The sequence below is a fragment of the Pseudomonas sp. FME51 genome (assembly GCF_014897305.1).
The window spans coordinates 57,361-76,381 of sequence record NZ_JABUYN010000017.1 but is presented as its reverse complement, the minus strand read 5'-3'; the positions used below and the strand labels follow the sequence as shown (position 1 = coordinate 76,381).

Here is a 19,021-nt window from a genome sequence, read left to right as displayed (position 1 = left end):
TCGCCGATGGTAGTGTGGGGTTTCCCCATGTGAGAGTAGGTCATCGTCAAGCGCTTAATAAAAAAACCCCGCCATCTGGCGGGGTTTTTTTATGGCGGGATTTTATGCCTGATAAATCAACCTCGGACGGCTGGGTCAGGCTTGCGCACGGGTTTCGCTGCGGGGTGATGCAGATACGGTATAATTCCAGAATGACGGCTTGTGTCACCGAGGAGAGAATAGATGAGTCAGGATCGCGTAATCATTTTTGATACGACCTTGCGTGATGGTGAGCAAAGCCCCGGCGCTTCCATGACCAAGGAAGAGAAACTGCGGATTGCCAAGGCGCTGGAAAAGCTGCGCGTTGACGTTATCGAGGCAGGATTTGCCATTGCCAGTCCCGGCGATTTCGAGGCCATCCAAAGTATCGCTGATACCATCAAGGACAGCACCATCTGCAGCCTTGCACGCGCGGTTGATGCTGATATCGATCGGGCGGCCGAGGCATTGATCAACGCCAACTCCGGACGCATTCATACTTTCATCGCGACCAGTCCCATTCACATGGAGCACAAGTTACGTCTGCAACCTGATCAAGTAATCGAACAGGCAGTACACGCCATCAAGCGCGCTCGAAATCTGTGTGCTGATGTAGAGTTTTCCTGCGAGGATGGCGGACGTTCCGAAATCGATTTTCTCTGCCGCATCATTGAACGCGCCATCGATGCGGGTGCGCGAACCATCAATATTCCCGATACCGTTGGCTATGCGATTCCGCACCAGTTTGCCGAGACCATTCGCCAGGTTATTGAGCGGGTGCCCAATGCAGACAAGGCGGTCTTTTCCGTACATTGTCACAATGACCTTGGCTTGGCAGTAGCCAACTCCCTGGCGGCCGTCACGGCGGGTGCGCGGCAAGTGGAGTGCACGATCAATGGCTTGGGTGAGCGGGCTGGCAATGCCTCGCTGGAAGAGATCGTCATGGCCATCAAGACCCGCCAGGACGTTCTTGGTGTGCAGACCGGCATCGTGACCGAGCATATCCTCAGCACCTCGCGGCTGGTTTCCAGTATCACGGGCTTTCCGGTGCAACCGAACAAGGCGATTGTCGGCGCCAATGCTTTCGCCCATGAGTCAGGCATTCATCAGGATGGTGTGCTCAAGCACCGTGAAACCTATGAAATCATGAGTGCGCAGTCGGTTGGCTGGCATGCTAACCGACTGTCGTTGGGCAAGTTGTCCGGACGCAATGCATTCCGTACCCGCTTGCAGGAGTTGGGCATTGAGCTGAGCGACCAGGATGAGCTGAACGCCGCTTTTGCCCGCTTCAAGGAGTTGGCAGACAAGAAGCATGAGATTTTTGATGAAGATCTGCAGGCGCTGGTCTCCGATACGCTCAGCGACGTCGTGGAGCGTATGCGGCTGATATACTTGGATGTCACCTCGCGCACTGGCGAGACCCCAGTGGCGAAAGTCACTGTGGAAGTCGATGGCGTGGAACAGCAGGCGACTGCAGCAGGCTCGGGGCCTGTTGATGCTGCCTTCCGCGCGTTGGAGCAGATAGCCAGCTCAGGTGCGACTCTACAGCTGTATTCGGTCAACGCGATCACTGAAGGCACTGATTCTCAGGGCGAAGTAACCGTCCGGCTGGAGAAAGGCGGGCGTATCGTCAATGGTAATGGCGCCGACACCGATATCGTCATTGCGTCGGCCAAGGCTTATATCAATGCGGTGAACCTGATGCACTCAGGTGCCCTCAAGGCGCACCCGCAGGTTGAAGGTATCTGATGCAAGAGTCGATCCGCCTCGATTATCTGGCAGCGATAGGCGTGGTTGGCTGGGTGCCCCGCCAGCCGTTGCCACATGCCGCCTTTCGCATTCCACCGGAACTCCCGGCGGTACCCGCTGAGGCAGAGCCAAACACGGAAGTAACGGCCGTGCCGGCCGCCAAACCCCTTGGTGCGCCGAAGGCCGCTGCGGCAGTAGCTTCCGCCAGAGCCAAGATCGTTGTGCGTCCCGCTAAACCAGAGCCAGTGCCTGCGCCCGTTATTGCGCAATCGGTTGAGCCCGCGGCCAGACCCGTACCGCTTGAGTCGTTCTATCTGCAGCTATGGATGGCCGGGCCCTGCGCATTATTGATTGAAACGTCGGAGCCAGGGCTAGAAAGCGCGTCGCCAGGCTTGCGTCTGCTCAAGGATATTCTCCGTGCGGTGCGTCTGCCGCAAACGCCTCATCTGTACGCTGACTTTCAATGGCCGCTGAACAGAAATCCTCAGTTTGATCGCAGTGCCAGCGCCGCGAGCCTGGCCTTGCAGGCCTTCATGCAAGCGCGTCTGGAAAGCGAGCCGGCAGTATCCATTGGTTGTTTTGGCGCTTATCCCCGCTTATTGCTGGGGCCGGAGCTGGATGGGCAGAATCTTCCTTATGGTCGTGAAGAGGCATTGGAGCATTTGCCGCCGGCCTGGTTTGCACCTGATCTGGACACATTGATGAACAGCAGTTCCAGCAAGGCCCAGTTATGGCAACAGCTCAAGCGCATAATGTCACGATGGCAGGCCGCGCAATGATTGAACCGGTATTTCGGCCCATGCTGGAGGCCGACCTGGAGGGGGTACTCAATATCGAGTTTGCCGCTTTCAGTCACCCCTGGACCCGAGGCATATTCCTGGATTGTGTAAAGTCCGGCTATGAATGCTGGCTGATGTTGCTCGGTGATCAGCAGGTTGGGCACGGTGTGTTGTCGGCCGCGGGGGATGAATCTCATTTGCTCAATTTGACGGTCAAGCCGGAGAGCCAGTCCAATGGCCTGGGTGGCAGGCTGCTTGCGCACCTGATGGAGCGTGGCAAGCAACGGGGGGCGGAAACGGCCTTTCTCGAAGTAAGGGAATCCAACCATCCAGCCATTCACTTGTATGAGCGCTTTGGTTTCAATGAAATTGGACGCCGCCGTGACTATTATCCTGCCGTAGGCGGTCGTGAAGATGCGCTGGTCATGGCCTATTCGCTAATCGATTGAGTTCTCGCTCAGTCATTCACTTGAGTTGTTTATGACCTTGCGACACTGGGCTGTCATCGGCCTGTTGATTACGGCCCTGGCCTGGGCTGGAAACGCACTGATTGCTCGCGGCACAGCGGGTATGTTGCCGCCGATCAGTCTGTCTTTCTGGCGCTGGACTCTGGCTTTATTGCTGCTGTTACCCTTTACCATTACCGGACTCTGGCGTTATCGCCGGCTGCTGCTGGAAAACTGGATGCGTGTGGCGATACTGGCGGCCCTCAGCATCTCGTCCTACAACACATTGCTGTACCAGGCTGCGCAAAGCACCGGGGCTATCAATCTGACCCTGGTTGGTACCGGGCTGCCGGTGACGGCGTTTTTCTGGTCTGTGCTGTTGCTACGTCAATGGCCTGCGCGGGCAACCCTGTGCGGGGCCTTGCTGGGGCTCTGTGGATTGTTATTGATTCTTGCCGGCGGTCAGCCGGCGCGGCTGTTGGGGCTGCAGTTCAATGACGGCGACCTGATCATGCTGGTGGCGGTGTTTTCCTGGGGGCTTTACTCTGTTTTGCTACAGCGTTGGGTGATGCCGGTGCCAGGGCTGGTGCTCATGGCCGCCATGCTGCTGTGTGGTGTCCCGCTGCTGATTCCCTTCTTTCTATGGGAGCTGGCCCATGTTGGCTCAATGCCGATCACCTGGCAGGCTGCAGGAGCTGTGAGTTATACGGCGGTGTTTGCTTCTCTGGTGGCCTATGTGGCCTGGAACAATGGCGTCAAGGTGCTGGGTCCGGCTACGGCTTCATTGTTCAGCTACCTGGTCCCAGCGTTCACTGCATTGCTGGGGGTGCTGTTGTTGGGTGAGCAGTTGCACTGGTACCACCTGGCAGGCGGTGCGCTCACCTTCACGGGGCTGATAGTGGCGACCCGCTGGCGGTAGCATCCGGGGGTCACAGGCATAAAAAAGGCCCAGCCGAAGCTGAGCCCTTGAAAATGTTGGTGGCTACACCTGGACTTGAACCAGGGACCCCAGCATTATGAATGCTGTGCTCTAACCAACTGAGCTATGTAGCCATCCGAGGCGCGCATTATTCCCAGATGCGGCAATGTTGTCAAGAGGGTTGCCGCTCAATTGGTAAAATTTTCAACTGCTTAGCAGGAACCGATGCCTTTGTGCCCATGGCGCGGCACTCTGTCCTGTGAGCATTTAACGGCTATTCAGCTGTAGCGGGCTGGCTACGCTGCTGTCTTTCCCGGTGGCACTGTCATTGGCGTCCAGTAGATGGATGCGCTCTGCTTCCAGTTCACCGTTATCCACCAGCCAGTCCTTGATCGCAGCTGCCCGTTGTTGTGCCAGGCGGCGCAGCGGTAATGCGTTGTCGGTCCAATGGGCTATCAGGGCCTGGTGCATGGCGAGGTCACGCTCGTCGCGCGACAGCTCTTTCCATTGTTCGGGTACAGGCAATTGCTGCTGTTCGTGCAAGGTGCGGATCAGCTTGGCCCGGTCCTTTTCATCCAGCTCGATCTGTGACGGGTCTTCCGGCGGCCGGCGCATCTGACTGTGTGCCAGTTGATGCATTTCGCGATCCACGCGTTGTGCTGCCAAGACCGGGCCGTCGACAGCGGCGGCACTGGTGCCTTCCACTTCAAGTATCAGATTGGGGCGCTCCTTCAGAGCGGCAGCAAGTGTTTCCAGTGTCTGGCTGGCCTGTGGGTCCAGTTCATCACTGCCGGCACCAAAACTGAGTTGGCTGAGATCGCTATCGCCCGCGCCGGCCAGTCCGGCAATGAATTTGAACGGCGCCTGAGTGGCGCGCAATACCAGGTTGCGCAGGGTCTGCCAGACGATGGGTGCGACACTGAACTCGGGGTTGTTGAGGTCACCTGCTACCGGCAGCTCGATATCGATATTGCCGCTGGTGTCCTTCAGCAGAGCGATGGCCAGGCGTATGGGCAGATCCACGGCATCCTCGCTGTCGACCCGCTCGCCCAGTTGCAGGTCCTCCAGCAGTAGCCGATTGTCGGCTTTCAATCGTCCTTGGTCGATCTGGTAATGCAGGTCCAGGTTCAGTCGACCCTTGCGGATGCGATAGCCGGCAAACTTGCCGGAGTAGGGTGTCAGGGTGGTTAGCTCAACGTTCTTGAAGCTGGTGGCGATATCCAGACTATTGAGCGGGTCGAAGGGCGTCAGGCTGCCCTTGATGCTCACCGGGGCGTAGCGATCGACCTTGCCGGCAAGGTTGACCGAGGCGGCTTTGGGGCTCTGGTTGTCCAGGGCGCCTATGGCGCCGTTCAGTTGCTCGATGCCGGTAGCGAAATTCGGGCGCAGGCTGAAGTCGGCGAAATTGGCCGAGCCATCGGCGATGTTGATTCCGCCGATACGTATGGCCATGGGATCACTGCTTTTGTCATCGTCTGAGGAGCCGGAGTCGGGCTGGGACACCATCAGGTTGCTGAAGTTGGTACTCATGTCCTGGTTGATGATAAAGCGCACATAGGGTTGTTGCAGGCTGACCTTGCCGATAGCCAGGCTGTTGCCCTGATAGTGAATGTCATCCAGTTGCAGGCGCTGCCACTTCAGCAGGTCGCGCTTGGCTGAGCCGTCGACTATATGCAGCTGCTGCACCTGGGCTTGTCCGCTCACATTCAGCTCCAGTGGCTCCACGGCCGTGAGCTGCACGCGAGTCTGACTGTTGAGCTGGCCGGATTTCAGCTCAAGGCGAACCATGGGTTCGATATAGCTGCGGGCCAGGGTCAGGTCGATATTCCCGGTCTCAACCTGCAGATCGGCGCTGATCGGGTTGATACCAACCTTGCCTGCGACATCGAGCTGACCGTCGCTGTTCAGTGCGGTATCCAGGCGCAGATTGAAGGGAGTGCCGGCTTGGCTGTCGAACTCGCTGAGATCCAGGTTCAGTGGGCCGATATCCAGCTCCACTGGCTGGATTGGCTGGCGATCAGCCAGATGCAGGCGGTAGTCACGCAGTTGTGCCTCGGCCAGCAGAATGCGCCAGGGTGACTCCGTTGTCTCGGCGGGGAGGGCGGTGTCCTTCGCTGGTTGCGGTACGGCTGATGAAGTCTCTGTGGATTGCTCTGGCTGCGTCTTGGGCTGCAGCAAGTGCAGCCAATCAATCTGCCCATCCTTTTCTCGCGCGGCCCAGGCCTCCAGCCCCTGGCTGCGCAGAGTGCCCAGATGCACTTCGCGTTTGCCCAGGTCCAAAGAGGTGTCGCTGATTACCAGGCTTGCAAGACGCAGCAGTGGGGTATTCTGGGTGGATTCGAGGGCCAGATCGTGCAGTTCCAGACGGGCGTCAGACAGCACCAGCTCGGTGCCTTCCGCCAGGCTGAGTTGGTAATGACTGCTGATATCCAGCGAACCCTGTTTCAAGGTCAGTGGCAGCTGTTCCTGGACATAGGGCCAGAAGGTGGCCAGGCGCGCATCGCTGATCTGCAGCGTACCGCTGGAGGCCAGTGGTGTGATGCTGAGGTTGCCTTCCCAGTTGATGCGGGCCCCATCCGGGCCACTGGCGTTGACCTGCATCAGCGCATTGTCCTCGGGCAGCGTGCTGAGATTGTTGAGTTCGATGTCCACCGTATCGTAGGCGAACTCGACCGGTGCTGCAGGACGCAGGTCCTGAAACTGCAGACTGTTGCCGATCAGTGCCAACCGATCGATGCGCAGCGGAAAGAGACTGGTTTCTGTTTCCTCGGCTTGCTCCGCGGACTCGGGCAGGATGAAGAGTTTGGCCAGATTGAGTGTGCCGTCTTTGGAAAAATGCACTCGAGTGTTGGCCTGTTCCAGTTCCACATCCCGCAGATGTACAGCGCGGGTCCATAGACTGTCTACCTGCAGATTGGCATACAGTCGAGCGAAGGCGAGGGCAGGACTTTCAGGCTCGCCGATATGCAGGCCGGAGAGTGTCAACTCCAGAGTGAACGGGTTGAATTTGATGCTTTCCAGTTGCGCGGGAACAGTGGCACGTTGCTCGAACTGCTTAGTGACCAGATGCAATGCAATGGCCGGCAGCAGCAGAAAGCCCACCAAGCTGTAGAGTGCTATTGCAGTGATCAGGCCGATCAGCAGTTTTTTTGGTTTTACGCGCATGAAGGGTCTCCGGCTCGCTGTAGATATGCGTGAGTATCGCATGCTTCAGGGCGGAGTAGAGCGATTGAAGGCCATTGCAGAAACGACAAAACCGCGGAGTACGCGGTTTTGTCTGGGCTCGGCTGAGCAGATTACACGTTGAAGCGGAAATGCATCACGTCGCCATCCTTGACGATGTACTCCTTGCCTTCCAAGCGCCATTTGCCGGCTTCCTTGGCACCGGCTTCGCCCTGATACTGGATGAAGTCGTCATAGGCGATGACCTCGGCGCGGATGAAGCCTTTTTCGAAGTCGGTATGGATGGCTGCAGCCGACTGCGGAGCCGTGGCGCCGACCTTGACGGTCCACGCGCGTACTTCCTTCACCCCGGCAGTGAAGTAGGTCTGCAGGTTGAGTAGCTCGTAACCGGCACGGATAACACGGTTCAGGCCGGGCTCTTCCATGCCGATGGCTTCGAGGAACATGTCCTTTTCTTCACCGTCATCCAGCTCGGCGATTTCTGCTTCTATCTTGTTGCAAACCGGTACCACCACGGCGCCTTCGGCGTCGGCGATCTCACGCACTATGTCGAGGTAGGGGTTGTTCTCGAAACCGTCTTCGGCGACGTTGGCGATGTACATCACCGGCTTGCTGGTCAGCAGGTGGAAGCCCTTGATCAGTTTCTTCTCATCATCGCCCAGGTCTTTCAGCAAAGTGCGTGCGGGTTTGCCTTCGGTGAAGTGCGGGATGAGTTTTTCCAGCAGAGCTTTCTGCGCTACAGCTTCCTTGTCGCCACCCTTGGCGTTGCGCGTGACGCGCTGCAGCTGCTTCTCGCAGCTATCCAGGTCGGCGAAAATCAGCTCCAGATCAATGATCTCGATATCGCGCTTGGGGTCGACGCTGTTGGAGACGTGGATGACGTTGTCATCATCAAAACAGCGCACCACGTGGGCGATGGCTTCAGTCTCGCGGATATTGGCCAGAAACTTGTTACCCAAGCCTTCGCCCTTGGAGGCGCCTTCCACCAGCCCGGCGATATCGACGAACTCCATGGTGGTCGGCAGCACCCGTTCCGGTTTGACGATGGCAGCCAGCGCGTCCAGCCGTGGATCGGGCATGGGCACGATACCGCTGTTCGGCTCGATGGTGCAGAACGGGAAGTTCTCGGCGCTGATGCCGGCTTTGGTCAGTGCGTTGAACAGGGTGGATTTGCCGACGTTGGGCAATCCGACGATACCGCAATTGAATCCCATACTGGTGTCCTCTGCCGTGGTGGCGGCGAAAATGAATCAGGCTTTGAAGCTGTGCAGCCGCTGCATGACTTTGGTCCAGTCGCCGACAAGCATGCCGGGCAACTCCCTCCTTGCTTCATCAATGCAGGCATCCAGGGCCTGTTGTTCGGCTTTGGGCGCACGGCCCAGCACAAAGCCTGTCACCTGCGAACTGTGGCCGGGATGACCGATGCCCAGTCGCAGGCGGTGAAAGCCATTCTGATTACCCAGACTGGCGATAATGTCGCGCAGTCCGTTATGTCCGCCATGCCCGCCACCTTTCTTGCATTTCACCACGCCGGGAGGCAGGTCAAGCTCATCATGAGCGACCAGGATCTCGTCGGGAGTAATGCGGTAAAAACCAGCGATGGCAGAAACAGCCTGGCCACTGCGGTTCATGAAGGTGGTGGGGATCAACAGACGAACATCCTGACCGTCTATGCTCAGGCGGCCGGTCAGGCCAAAAAATCGGTTTTCCTGGCGTAAACCCAGGTTGTGCCCGGAGGCGAGGCGCTCAACAAAAAGGGCGCCCGCGTTATGCCGGGTCATGTCATATTCCGGTCCCGGATTACCGAGACCGACGATCAACTTGATTCCCTGCGTCACAACGGGCGCCCTCTGGGGTTTCAGCAGGAAATTATTCCGCTGATTCCTCACCTTCTGCTGCATCAGTGTCACCGGCTGCGGTGGTGCGCTGAGCCATGATGGTCACTACCGGCAGGTTGTGATCGTCACCCAGAGCCAGGCTCGGGATGGTCACGCCCTTCGGCAATTTCAGCTCAGCCAGGTGCAGACCTTGGCCTACTTTCAGCTCAAGCAGGTCGACTTCGATGAAGTCAGGCAGGTCTTTCGGCAGGCAGCTCACTTCAATTTCAGGCAGGTTGCGGAAAACCATGCCGCCTTCCTGTTTGACGCCAACGCAGGTTTCTTCGTTGGTGAAGTGCAGAGGAACCTGAACGGTTACTTTCTGACCGGCAACGATGCGCTGGAAGTCGGCATGCATGACGCGCGGCTTGGCCGGGTGACGTTGCAGCGCCTTGAGCAGTACTTCTTCGTTCTTGCCATCGATGGACAGGCCAATGATGGAAGAATAGAAAGCTTCGTTTTCCAGCGCCTTGTTCAGCTCGCGAGCGGCGATGGAAATGCTTTGCGGCTCCTTGCTGCCACCGTAAACGATAGCTGGGACCAGATCAGCGTTACGACGCAGGCGGCGGCTCGCACCTTTCCCCAGGTCATTACGCGCATTCGCATTCAAAGTGAAGTCGACCATGTGTAGTCTCCTTGCTGAGCGTCCGGGCACTTGCGACCAGCGCGTCGGACGATTGATGAAGCCCGGCGTTATTGCCGGGCTGTTTGATCGGCGTCCGTTTCTAGCGAAACATGGCGCTGATGGATTCTTCATTGCTGATGCGACGCATCGCTTCGGCAATGATCGGCGCCATATCCAGCTGTCGGATGCGGTCGCAGTGCTCTGCAGCCGCAGACAGCGGAATGGTATTGGTTACCACGACTTCATCGAGCATGGAACCATTGATGTTTTCGATCGCCTTACCCGACAGAATCGGGTGGGTGCAATAGGCTGATACACGGGTCGCACCGAAGTTCTTGAGGGCTGTGGCAGCGGCACATAGAGTGCCGGCGGTATCGACCATGTCATCAACCAGAATGCAGTTACGGTTTTCTACATCACCGATGATGTGCATGACTTCCGACTGGTTGGCCTTGGGGCGACGTTTGTCGATGATCGCCAGGTCGACCCCGAGAGACTTGGCCACGGCGCGGGCGCGGACTACACCACCGATATCCGGAGATACGATCAGCAGGTTGTCCATGCGCTGATCCTGGATATCGTCGATCAGCACCGGTGAGCCGTAGATGTTATCTACCGGAATGTCGAAGAAGCCCTGGATCTGGTCGGCGTGCAGGTCGACGGTGAGGACGCGATCAACACCTACCACGTCCAGCATGTCGGCGACGACCTTGGCGCTGATCGGCACGCGAGCAGAGCGTGGACGACGGTCCTGACGGGCATAACCGAAATAGGGGATGACTGCGGTAATGCGCGAGGCAGACGAGCGACGCAGGGCGTCAGCCATAACAACCATTTCCATCAGGTTGTCGTTCGTCGGCGCGCAGGTGGGTTGGATAATGAAAACATCCTTGCCACGTACATTTTCGTTGAGTTCAACGCTGACTTCGCCGTCGCTGAAACGACTAACCAGTGCGTCACCAAGGGGGATATGCAATTGACGCACGACGCGTCGCGCAAGGTCGGGGTTTGCATTCCCGGTAAAGACCATCATCTTGGACACGCTGCAATACCTATTTTTTGGGTAGTGGTCGATGCGATGAGTCAGTGAGAGAGCCGGGCGAACAAAAACACGCCTGGCCGGTCAAGCCGGACTCAAGATGTCATGAATTATTGCTGCCGGAAAAAATGGCAGGGGCGGCTGGATTCGAACCAACGCATGGCAGGATCAAAACCTGCTGCCTTACCGCTTGGCTACGCCCCTGTAACTGTCCGGATGCTAAGGTTGCATCCTTCTTACGTCGCTTTGTTGAGTAAAGCATGTAACGGTGAAACGTTACATCCCTTGGCAACAAAGGTTTGCAGAGTGGCTGGCAACCGGGCGCGAACTTTATCAGCTTCGCGTTCATTTGGGAAGGCCCCAAATAAGCAACTGCCAGTTCCGGTCATCTTAGCTTCACAATAATTGTTTAGCAAGATCAACGTGTTACGTATTTCAGTGTAACGCGTCATTACTACCGGCAAGCAGTCATTCCGACCACCGTGCTCTCGAAAGGCCGCTAATGTAATCGCCGGCGTGTCTCGAGTCAACCTCTCATCGGAAAAAATTTCTGCAGTACTGACATGGCAGGGCGGTACGACCACCAGATACCAGGGTTCATCGAGCTCGACGGGGGTCAGCTGTTCGCCGACGCCTTCGGCCCAGGCGGCGCGTCCATGAATGAAAACCGGGACGTCAGCGCCCAACTGCAATCCCAGTTCGGCCAGTTGCTCCAGTGTCAGTCCGGTCTGCCAGAGATGATTCAGACCTACCAGGGTGGTGGCGGCATCCGAACTGCCGCCGCCGATGCCGCCGCCCATCGGTAGACGCTTGTCCAGGCGGATATCCGCACCCTGATCGGAACCGCTGGCCTGTTGCAGCAAGCGGGCGGCACGGATGATCAGGTTGTCTTCGGTGGCCACGCCGGGCAGCTCGGGTTGCAGATGCAGCTGGCCATCCGCGCGCGGACTGAAATGCAGAGTGTCGCCATGATCGAGAAACTGGAACAGCGTCTGCAGCAGGTGGTAACCATCGGCGCGTCGGCCATTGATGTGCAGAAACAGATTCAGCTTGGCCGGGGCGGGCAGGCTCAGGGTTGTGGTTGTCATTGGGTGGTACCGGGCTCCCAGCGGGTGATGACCAGGGTCAATAGCACATCATGTCCGGATAGCTGCAGGCGCTGGGGCAGGGTCAATCCCTCGACCTGCTGATAGCGGCTGTATTCGATGGTCCAACCGGCCTGCGCCAGGCGTGCCAGCTGGCTGTCTGGATTGAGCTGCAGGCGGCTTGGGCTGTCGGGTGCAGGGAGGCCGCGCACCCACCACAACAAGTGCTCGACCGGCAGACGCCAGCCGATCTGCTGTTCCAGCAGAGCTTCCGCCGAATCGGCTGTTGCCGGCGGTTGGCCGGCTATTTCCAGCGTCACGCCAGCGTCGCTGCCCTGAATACGGGTGGCGCCACGACCGAGTGGACCGGACAGGCGGATATCGTATTGATCCTGCTGTTGCAGCCAGAACAGCGTGCCGCTGCCGGATTCATTGGGTGCTCGCACACCGAGTTTTCCCTGCAGCGTCCAGTGCACAAGCGGCGTAACAGCGCTGCGATGCGTTTGCCAGGCAGCGGGATCACCGCCGAACTCCAGCGTTTCGCGTTGATGCAGGTTGCTACAGGCGGTCAGTATCAATGTGAAGGTCAGCAGGCCTAGGGTGCGGAGCGACAACATGTTCAATCTGCCTCAAGTCGTTTACGGGTAGCGTCGATCATGGACGTATCGTCGGCCTCGTCCGCCGCCTGGTCCCAGATGCTGCGTGCCTCGCGATGCTTGCCCTGTTGCCAGAGCACTTCGCCGAGATGGGCGCCGACTTCTGCGTCAGGAAAGGCCGCAAAGGCTTCACGCAGCAGTTGTTCGGCGCGGTCCAGATTACCGAGGCGATAATGCACCCAGCCGAGGCTGTCCATGATGGCTGGATCCTCGGGCATCAGGTCATGTGCCTTCTCGATCAGTTGCAGTGCTTCGTCGAGCTGTTCATTGCGGTCGGCCAGCGTATAGCCCAGAGCATTCAGAGCCATGGCGTTCTCGGGCTCGCGCTGGATGATCAGCCGCAGGTCGGTCTCCAGGCCAGCCGGATTACCGAGGCGATCGGCAAGCATGGCTCGGGTGTAGAGCAGCCGGCTGTCGTATTGCAATTGCTCCAGTGCCTGGTTGGCGCGTTGCATGGCCTGCTGCGGGTCGACGCTGATCAGTGCCTCGATTTCCAGCAGGAACAGCTCCGGTGCCAGTTGTGGGTGACGAGTGCGCTCGCTGTGCATGATCTCAGTGAGTTCGGCAGTGCGCTGACGCTCCACCAGCAGGCGGATGATGCGCAGGCGTGACGGCAGGTATTCCTCGCCGGCGCCGATGCTCTGCCAAGTACTGATGGCAGCCTCCCAGTGCCCGGCCTGCTCGTGAGCCGCGCCAAGGTGATAAGCTGCCGCGCCATGGGTAGGGTCGATTTCCAGTAGTTCCTGCAATTCGCCAATTGCGGCATCGGTATTGCCACTCTCCAGTTCCACCAGAGCCAGCGCCAGCCGTACTTCGTCATCGTCCGGGTTTTGCCGGGCCAGCTCGCGGAAGTGCGTGATTGCCGCCTGATGATCGCCGTTGTTGACCAACATTCTGGCCAGTAACAGTCGCATGCGGTTGTCATTCGGGAAGTCGCGCACGCCGGTCTGCAGCACGTCGATGGCTTGGTCGGGCTCGCCCAGCTCTGCATGCAGGCGGCTCTGCAGCATGATGGAGGCGGCAGTGCGATTGTGGCGGGTATGCTCATCCAGCACGGCGAGCGCTTCTTCGCTGCGCTGCCCCTCCTGCAGCAGCAGGGCGGCAGCGAAGCTCAGCTGAGCATTGCCGGGATGGCGTTGCAGTAGGCTTTGCAGGTTTTCCAGCATGCTGGTGCGGGTGGCGCTGTCCGCTTGCAGGGCAGTGAGCGCCAGCAGGTCGAAATGGGTGTCGTCCTGCAGCAATAACACCTGTTCCATCATGTTCATGGCGTCATCGTGCTGGCCGGCGCGGGCCAGTTGCAGTGCCGCTGCGCGCAAGGCTTCGGGATTATCCGGTTCCACTTCGGTCCAGAGCAAGGCCATGTCCATAGCCTGCTGATGGGCACCCAGAAATTCAGAGATCTCCATGGCGCGTTCGATGATGCCGGCATCGCGGGTACGCACGGCCTGCTCGAGATAATTGCGCAGAGCAATATCGAAGCGGTTACGCTGGCCGGCAATTTCGGCGGTCAGCAGTGCATACAGAGTATCTGTCTGGAACTGCCCATACTCCGTCGGCTCGTCGGTCTGTGCTGCAGTGGCCGGAGCTGTTGGTGTCGGCGCGGGTGTTGGCTTGGGGGTATTGGTCGCGCAGCCGGTGATCAGCAGGCTGACTGCCAGGGCCAGAAGCGCAGGATGAAATCTTGCTGTCATGGATACTCTCTTTGCTACGCGACTCTGCCAGGTGAGGCCAGCAGCGGATAATACAGGATGAGTTGCAAACCCATAGCGTGCAAGTGCTAACCGGGTGTGATGACGTTGCAAAAGCCGGTTATAGGGCAGTTTTATCCGGCTTTCCATGGAAGGAATTGATTGGCATCGCTTTAAATAGGACAATTAGCTGTTTTTACGCCGTACTTTCGGGCATATATTGAGGCGACATGGGCTTTCTCGCATTCGGGATCAATCACAAGACGGCGACAGTCGACGTGCGCGAGCGGGTTGCTTTCGCTCCGGACCAGCTGGCCGACGCGCTGCAGCAGCTACGTGATGAGACGTTGTCCCAGGAAGTTGCCATTCTTTCCACCTGCAACCGCACGGAAATCTACTGCACTCAGGATCACCCCGATGCGGCAGTTCTGGCCGCCTGGGTGGCGCGCTATCACGGTCTGGAGCCAGACTCGATCGCCGGTAGCAGCTATGTGCACAAGGGAGCCGGTGCGGTAAAGCACATGATGCGGGTCGCGGCTGGGCTGGATTCAATGGTGCTGGGCGAGCCGCAGATCCTTGGGCAGATGAAGGATGCCTGGCAGTACGCGCGTACTGCCGGGACCTTGGGCCCGTCTCTGGATCGGCTGTTTCAGAGCACCTTCAATACCGCCAAGCAGGTGCGTACTGACACGGCCATCGGCGCCAATCCGGTGTCCGTCGCCTTCGCCGCAGTCAGCCTGGCGCGGCAGATATTTTCCGACCTGAGCCGCAGCACGGCGTTATTGATCGGGGCCGGGGAGACCATTGAACTGGTCGCCCGTCACCTTAACGAGCAGGGCGTCAGCAAACTGATCATCGCCAACCGCACTCTGGAGCGTGCTGAGGCAGTGAGTGCGCCGCTGGGCGGCAGGGCGATCACCCTCAACCAGATTCCCGATGTGCTGGCAGAGTGCGAAATCATCATTGCCTCAACTGCCAGCCCTCTGCCGATTCTGGGCAAGGGCGCCGTGGAACGTGCGCTCAAACAGCGCCGGCACAAGCCCATGTTCATGGTCGACATCGCTGTGCCGCGTGACATCGAGCCGGAGGTGGGTGATCTGGCCGATGTGTATCTGTACAGCGTCGATGATTTGCAGGAAGTGATTCAGGAGAATATGCGCTCCCGGCAGGATGCAGCCGCTGCTGCGGAGAAGCTGATCGACCTCGGCACCGATGAGTTCATGCAGCGCCTGCGCTCCCGCGCCGCTGTGAATGTGCTCAAACGCTATCGGCAACGAGCCGAGCAGCAGCGTGATCAGGAGCTGGATAAAGCGCTGGCGCGTCTGGAGCGGGGCGGTGATCCAGCTGCCGTCATGGCGGAAATGGCCCGGGCGTTGACCAATAAACTGCTGCACGAGCCCAGCGTCCAACTCAAGCGCATGAGCGCCGACGGCCGCAGCGAATCGCTGTCGCTGGCCATGGAGCTGTTCGCTCTGGATGATGAAAAGAACACTGCACAGGGCAAATCATGAAAGCGTCATTATTGAATCGCCTGGATATGTTGCGCGAACGCTTCGAAGAGCTGTCTGCCTTGCTCAGCGATGCGGAAGTCATCCAGGACCAGAATCGGTTTCGAGCCTATTCGCGCGAATATGCCGAGCTGGAGCCGACCGTTCAATGCTACGGCCAATGGCTGAAGGTCACTGCGGATCTGGACGAGGCGCGCAGCCTGCTGAAAGACGCTGACCCGGATATCCGGGCCATGGCCGAGGATGATGCTGAAGCCTGCAGCGGCGCGTTGGCCGAGCTGGAGTCAGAGCTGAATCTGCTGTTGCTGCCCAAGGATCCCAATGATGAGCGCAACGTGTTCCTGGAAATTCGCGCCGGTACCGGTGGCGATGAAGCGGCAATCTTTGCCGGAAACCTGTTTCGCATGTACTCGCGTTATGCCGAGCGTCAGGGTTGGCGGATCGAGATTCTCTCGGAAAACGGCGGTGAACACGGCGGGTATCGTGAAGTCATTGCCCGGGTTGAAGGCCAGAGCGTTTATGCCAAGCTGAAATTCGAATCGGGTGCGCATCGCGTGCAGCGGGTGCCCGAGACTGAATCCCAGGGGCGTATTCACACGTCGGCTTGTACCGTGGCGGTGATGCCCGAGCCCGATGAGCAGGCCGTGGTGGAGATCAATACGGCGGACCTGCGCGTGGATACCTACCGCTCCTCCGGTGCGGGCGGTCAGCACGTCAACAAGACCGACTCGGCCATTCGCCTGACCCACCTGCCCACCGGCATCGTGGTGGAGTGTCAGGAGGAGCGCTCGCAACACAAAAACCGCGCCAGGGCCATGGCACTGCTGCAGGCGAGGCTGGCGAATCGGCAGCGCGAGGCGCACGAAAAGGAAATCTCCGACACCCGGCGTTCGCTGGTGGGGTCGGGTGATCGCTCCGAACGCATCCGCACCTACAACTTTCCCCAGGGCCGGGTGACCGACCACCGTATCAATCTCACGCTCTACAGTCTGGATCAGGTAATCGAAGGCGAACTCGATGGTGTTATCGAGCCGCTGCGGCGTGAATATCAAGCCGACCAGCTGGCTGCCCTGGACCAGGCATGAGCCGGAGCATTGCAGCACTGCTGGCGCAGGCTGATCTGCCCGGTTCGGATACGCCAACGCTGGATGCCGAACTGCTGCTGGCCCATGTGCTGCAGAAACCCCGCAGTTATCTGTTCACCTGGCCGGACAGAGAACTGTCGGACGCCGCTCTTGAACAGTTTCTGGCTCTGCTGGCGCGCCGCCGTAATGGCGAGCCGGTTGCCTATCTGCTCGGCGCCCAGGGCTTCTGGACACTGGATCTTCAGGTCAGTCCGGACACGCTGATTCCCCGTCCGGATACCGAGCGGCTGGTGGAGGTGGCGTTGGAATTGGGTCCACAGCAGCCGGCTCGGGTGCTGGATCTGGGCACAGGTACCGGCGCTATCGCGCTGGCTCTGGCCAGCGAGCGCCGCCAGTGGCAGTTGACCGGCTGTGACCGCATGTCAGGTGCCGTGGCGCTGGCTGAGCAGAACCGTATTCGACTGAAGCTGGTCAATGCCGCGTTCCTGCAGAGTGACTGGTTCGCCGCGCTGGGTGATAGTAAATATGACCTGATCGTCTCCAATCCCCCCTATATCGCTGCAGATGATCCGCATCTGGCACAGGGCGATGTGCGCTTCGAGCCAGCCAGCGCCCTGGTCAGTGGCGTGGATGGACTGGATGATATCCGCCATATCGTTGATACCGCACCGCGCCATCTGCAGAGCGCTGGCTGGTTGCTGCTGGAGCATGGTTGGCAGCAGGCTGAGCAGGTGCGTCAGTTGCTTGAGCAGCGAGGGTTTCAGGCGGCGCAATCCTGGCTGGATCTCGGCGGACATCAGCGCATCAGTGGCGGGCAGTGGCATGGATGATCAGCAACTGCTGCGCTACAGCCGGCAGATTCTGCTGCCACAGGTCGATGTCGATGGACAGCAGCGCCTGCTCGACAGTCGGGTGCTGATCGTCGGTATGGGCGGGCTGGGTGGACCAGCTGCGCTGTATCTGGCCGGCGCTGGTGTTGGCACGCTCTTGCTGGCCGATGATGATCATGTCGACCTGACCAACCTGCAGCGCCAGATCATCCACGGCAGCGCCGATCTTGATCGGCCCAAGACCGCATCTGCCCGTGACCGGCTCGGCGCACTCAACCCTGATATCCGGTTGCAACAGCTGGATCAGCGACTGGCCGGAGAGCAGCTGTTGCAGGCGGTGGCCGAGGTGGATCTGGTGCTCGACTGCACGGATAATTTCACTGCGCGTCAGGCGATCAACCAGGCATGCGTTACCCTGCGCCGACCGCTGGTATCAGGGGCAGCCATCGGTCTGCAGGGACAGGTCAGTGTGTTTGATTTCCGCCGCGACGATAGCCCCTGCTACCAATGCCTGTACGGCGACGGTGATGATGTGGCGCCCAGCTGCAGCGAGGCTGGCGTGCTCGGACCGTTGGTGGGCATGGTGGGCAGTCTGCAGGCACTGGAGGCGCTCAAGTTGCTGGCCGGGTTTGGCGAGCCGCTGGTGGGGCGCCTGCTATTGATCGATGCACTGCGCACCGGCTTTCGTGAATTGCGGATAAAGCGCGATCCGGGCTGCGCCTGCTGCGGTGTTGGGGTTGGCAATGAATGACGCGCCCATAGGCGTATTCGATTCGGGCGTTGGCGGACTGTCGGTGCTGCGCGAAATCCGTCAGCTGCTACCCGCGGAATCCCTGTTGTATGTGGCCGACAGCGGCTTCGTGCCCTATGGCGAAAAACCACCCGACCTCATCTGCCAGCGCAGCCGCGCTATCGCCGATTTTCTGCTGGCACGCGGAGCCAAGGCGCTGGTGCTGGCGTGCAATACCGCGACCGCAGCGGCCGTGGCAGACCTGCGTACCCGTTATACGGTGCCGATCATCGGTATGGAGCCGGCGGTCAAACCAGCGACTCTGGCCACCCGCAGTGGTGTGGTTGGCGTGCTGGCCACCACGGGTACGCTGCGTAGCGCGCGCTTCGCAGCACTGCTGGACCGCTTTGCCGGTTCGGTGACCGTAGTGACCCAGTCCTGTCCGGGGCTGGTCGAGTGTGTCGAGCGCGGGGAGTTGAGCGGGCCGCAGCTTACCGCTCTGCTTACCCGCTATACTCAACCGCTGCTGGAAGCCGGCTGCGATACGCTGATTCTCGGTTGTACGCATTATCCCTTTCTGCGGCCGGCGCTGCAGCAACTGCTGCCTGAGGGTATCCATCTGGTGGATACCGGCGCGGCTGTGGCGCGTCAGTTACGCGCAAAATTGACCGAGCATGATGCGCTTGCTCATGGCCCGGCAGCCCCCGCACGGCTTTGGAGTAGCGGTGATATCACTGCACTGGAGCAGGTGCTGCCGCTGCTGTGGGAAGGGAGCGCAACGGTACAGGCATTGTCGGTTTAATT

18 protein-coding genes and 2 tRNA genes are annotated in these 19,021 nt (G+C 59.3%); 10 read left to right on the top strand and 10 right to left on the bottom strand.

Annotation, left to right across the window (positions count from 1 at the left end):
- The 5 genes from INT39_RS22600 to INT39_RS20840 form a co-directional block, all read left to right on the top strand.
- Positions 1-251 (top strand): hypothetical protein (locus INT39_RS22600; protein ID WP_226944941.1); only part of this gene is annotated, 251 nt, incomplete at its 5' end.
- Positions 223-1,767, top strand: a complete 1,545-nt coding sequence (locus INT39_RS20855) for a 2-isopropylmalate synthase (RefSeq protein ID WP_193075889.1) — start codon at positions 223-225, stop codon at positions 1,765-1,767. The genes INT39_RS22600 and INT39_RS20855, both read left to right, overlap by 29 nt.
- On the top strand, positions 1,767-2,546 hold the full coding sequence (locus INT39_RS20850; protein ID WP_193075888.1) for an energy transducer TonB: 780 nt from the start codon (positions 1,767-1,769) through the stop codon (positions 2,544-2,546). Before INT39_RS20855 ends, INT39_RS20850 begins: the two co-directional genes overlap by 1 nt.
- Entirely contained in the window at positions 2,543-2,995 is a 453-nt protein-coding gene (rimI, locus tag INT39_RS20845; protein WP_193075887.1) for a ribosomal protein S18-alanine N-acetyltransferase, read from the top strand. Before INT39_RS20850 ends, rimI begins: the two co-directional genes overlap by 4 nt.
- Before the next feature lie 31 nt (positions 2,996-3,026).
- A complete protein-coding gene (locus INT39_RS20840) occupies positions 3,027-3,911 on the top strand; it encodes a DMT family transporter (protein ID WP_193075886.1) in 885 nt (294 codons plus the stop codon).
- A gap of 57 nt (positions 3,912-3,968) precedes the next feature.
- Here the strand turns inward: INT39_RS20840 and INT39_RS20835 are convergent.
- The 10 genes from INT39_RS20835 to INT39_RS20790 all read right to left on the bottom strand — a co-directional run bounded on the left by INT39_RS20835 (position 3,969) and on the right by INT39_RS20790 (position 14,067).
- A tRNA-Met gene (locus INT39_RS20835) sits at positions 3,969-4,045 on the bottom strand.
- Between the two features lie 133 nt (positions 4,046-4,178).
- A complete protein-coding gene (locus INT39_RS20830; RefSeq protein WP_193075885.1) occupies positions 4,179-7,076 on the bottom strand; it encodes a DUF748 domain-containing protein in 2,898 nt (965 codons plus the stop codon).
- A gap of 131 nt (positions 7,077-7,207) precedes the next feature.
- Positions 7,208-8,308 (bottom strand): redox-regulated ATPase YchF, encoded by a 1,101-nt coding sequence (gene ychF / locus INT39_RS20825; RefSeq protein WP_193075884.1) that lies wholly within the window; start codon positions 8,306-8,308, stop codon positions 7,208-7,210.
- Between the two features lie 36 nt (positions 8,309-8,344).
- Positions 8,345-8,932, bottom strand: a complete 588-nt coding sequence (gene pth / locus INT39_RS20820) for an aminoacyl-tRNA hydrolase (protein WP_319021404.1) — start codon at positions 8,930-8,932, stop codon at positions 8,345-8,347.
- 31 nt (positions 8,933-8,963) lie between these two features.
- The gene (locus tag INT39_RS20815; protein WP_193075882.1) at positions 8,964-9,596 is read right to left on the bottom strand and encodes a 50S ribosomal protein L25/general stress protein Ctc; all 633 of its coding nucleotides are present in this window, start codon (positions 9,594-9,596) and stop codon (positions 8,964-8,966) included.
- Between the two features lie 100 nt (positions 9,597-9,696).
- Positions 9,697-10,638 (bottom strand): ribose-phosphate pyrophosphokinase, encoded by a 942-nt coding sequence (locus INT39_RS20810; RefSeq protein WP_193075881.1) that lies wholly within the window; start codon positions 10,636-10,638, stop codon positions 9,697-9,699.
- 126 nt (positions 10,639-10,764) lie between these two features.
- A tRNA-Gln gene (locus INT39_RS20805) sits at positions 10,765-10,839 on the bottom strand.
- 32 nt (positions 10,840-10,871) lie between these two features.
- Positions 10,872-11,723 carry a 4-(cytidine 5'-diphospho)-2-C-methyl-D-erythritol kinase gene (ispE, locus tag INT39_RS20800; protein WP_193075880.1) on the bottom strand — a complete coding sequence of 284 codons (852 nt, stop codon included), beginning with the start codon at positions 11,721-11,723 and terminating at the stop codon, positions 10,872-10,874.
- Positions 11,720-12,337: a lipoprotein insertase outer membrane protein LolB gene (lolB, locus tag INT39_RS20795; protein WP_193075879.1), complete on the bottom strand. Its 618-nt coding sequence runs from the start codon at positions 12,335-12,337 to the stop codon at positions 11,720-11,722. The genes ispE and lolB overlap by 4 nt, the downstream gene beginning before the upstream one ends.
- Positions 12,338-12,339: 2 nt before the next feature.
- Positions 12,340-14,067, bottom strand: coding sequence for a tetratricopeptide repeat protein (locus INT39_RS20790; RefSeq protein ID WP_193075878.1), 1,728 nt, complete (start codon positions 14,065-14,067; stop codon positions 12,340-12,342).
- 227 nt (positions 14,068-14,294) lie between these two features.
- Between INT39_RS20790 and hemA the strand changes: the two genes are divergently transcribed.
- The 5 genes from hemA to murI are packed head-to-tail and all read left to right on the top strand — an operon-like array spanning position 14,295 to position 19,019.
- The gene (hemA, locus tag INT39_RS20785) at positions 14,295-15,575 is read left to right on the top strand and encodes a glutamyl-tRNA reductase (protein ID WP_193075877.1); all 1,281 of its coding nucleotides are present in this window, start codon (positions 14,295-14,297) and stop codon (positions 15,573-15,575) included.
- The gene (prfA, locus tag INT39_RS20780; RefSeq protein WP_193075876.1) at positions 15,572-16,657 is read left to right on the top strand and encodes a peptide chain release factor 1; all 1,086 of its coding nucleotides are present in this window, start codon (positions 15,572-15,574) and stop codon (positions 16,655-16,657) included. Before hemA ends, prfA begins: the two co-directional genes overlap by 4 nt.
- Positions 16,654-17,487, top strand: coding sequence for a peptide chain release factor N(5)-glutamine methyltransferase (gene prmC, locus INT39_RS20775; RefSeq protein ID WP_193075875.1), 834 nt, complete (start codon positions 16,654-16,656; stop codon positions 17,485-17,487). The genes prfA and prmC overlap by 4 nt, the downstream gene beginning before the upstream one ends.
- Positions 17,480-18,238 (top strand): HesA/MoeB/ThiF family protein, encoded by a 759-nt coding sequence (locus tag INT39_RS20770; RefSeq protein WP_193075874.1) that lies wholly within the window; start codon positions 17,480-17,482, stop codon positions 18,236-18,238. Before prmC ends, INT39_RS20770 begins: the two co-directional genes overlap by 8 nt.
- On the top strand, positions 18,231-19,019 hold the full coding sequence (gene murI / locus INT39_RS20765) for a glutamate racemase (protein WP_193075873.1): 789 nt from the start codon (positions 18,231-18,233) through the stop codon (positions 19,017-19,019). Before INT39_RS20770 ends, murI begins: the two co-directional genes overlap by 8 nt.
- Positions 19,020-19,021 lie beyond the last annotated feature (2 nt).

Excerpts from the sequence above, each read along its gene's own strand:
- INT39_RS20855 (WP_193075889.1), top strand. The coding sequence starts at position 223 with ATGAGTCAGGATCGCGTAATCATTTTTGATACGACCTTGCGTGATGGT.
- INT39_RS20850 (WP_193075888.1), top strand. The coding sequence starts at position 1,767 with ATGCAAGAGTCGATCCGCCTCGATTATCTGGCAGCGATAGGCGTGGTT.
- rimI (WP_193075887.1), top strand. The coding sequence starts at position 2,543 with ATGATTGAACCGGTATTTCGGCCCATGCTGGAGGCCGACCTGGAGGGG.
- INT39_RS20840 (WP_193075886.1), top strand. The coding sequence starts at position 3,027 with ATGACCTTGCGACACTGGGCTGTCATCGGCCTGTTGATTACGGCCCTG.
- INT39_RS20830 (WP_193075885.1), bottom strand. The coding sequence starts at position 7,076 with ATGCGCGTAAAACCAAAAAAACTGCTGATCGGCCTGATCACTGCAATA.
- ychF (WP_193075884.1), bottom strand. The coding sequence starts at position 8,308 with ATGGGATTCAATTGCGGTATCGTCGGATTGCCCAACGTCGGCAAATCC.
- INT39_RS20815 (WP_193075882.1), bottom strand. The coding sequence starts at position 9,596 with ATGGTCGACTTCACTTTGAATGCGAATGCGCGTAATGACCTGGGGAAA.
- ispE (WP_193075880.1), bottom strand. The coding sequence starts at position 11,723 with ATGACAACCACAACCCTGAGCCTGCCCGCCCCGGCCAAGCTGAATCTG.
- lolB (WP_193075879.1), bottom strand. The coding sequence starts at position 12,337 with ATGTTGTCGCTCCGCACCCTAGGCCTGCTGACCTTCACATTGATACTG.
- INT39_RS20790 (WP_193075878.1), bottom strand. The coding sequence starts at position 14,067 with ATGACAGCAAGATTTCATCCTGCGCTTCTGGCCCTGGCAGTCAGCCTG.
- hemA (WP_193075877.1), top strand. The coding sequence starts at position 14,295 with ATGGGCTTTCTCGCATTCGGGATCAATCACAAGACGGCGACAGTCGAC.
- prfA (WP_193075876.1), top strand. The coding sequence starts at position 15,572 with ATGAAAGCGTCATTATTGAATCGCCTGGATATGTTGCGCGAACGCTTC.
- prmC (WP_193075875.1), top strand. The coding sequence starts at position 16,654 with ATGAGCCGGAGCATTGCAGCACTGCTGGCGCAGGCTGATCTGCCCGGT.
- INT39_RS20770 (WP_193075874.1), top strand. The coding sequence starts at position 17,480 with ATGGATGATCAGCAACTGCTGCGCTACAGCCGGCAGATTCTGCTGCCA.
- murI (WP_193075873.1), top strand. The coding sequence starts at position 18,231 with ATGAATGACGCGCCCATAGGCGTATTCGATTCGGGCGTTGGCGGACTG.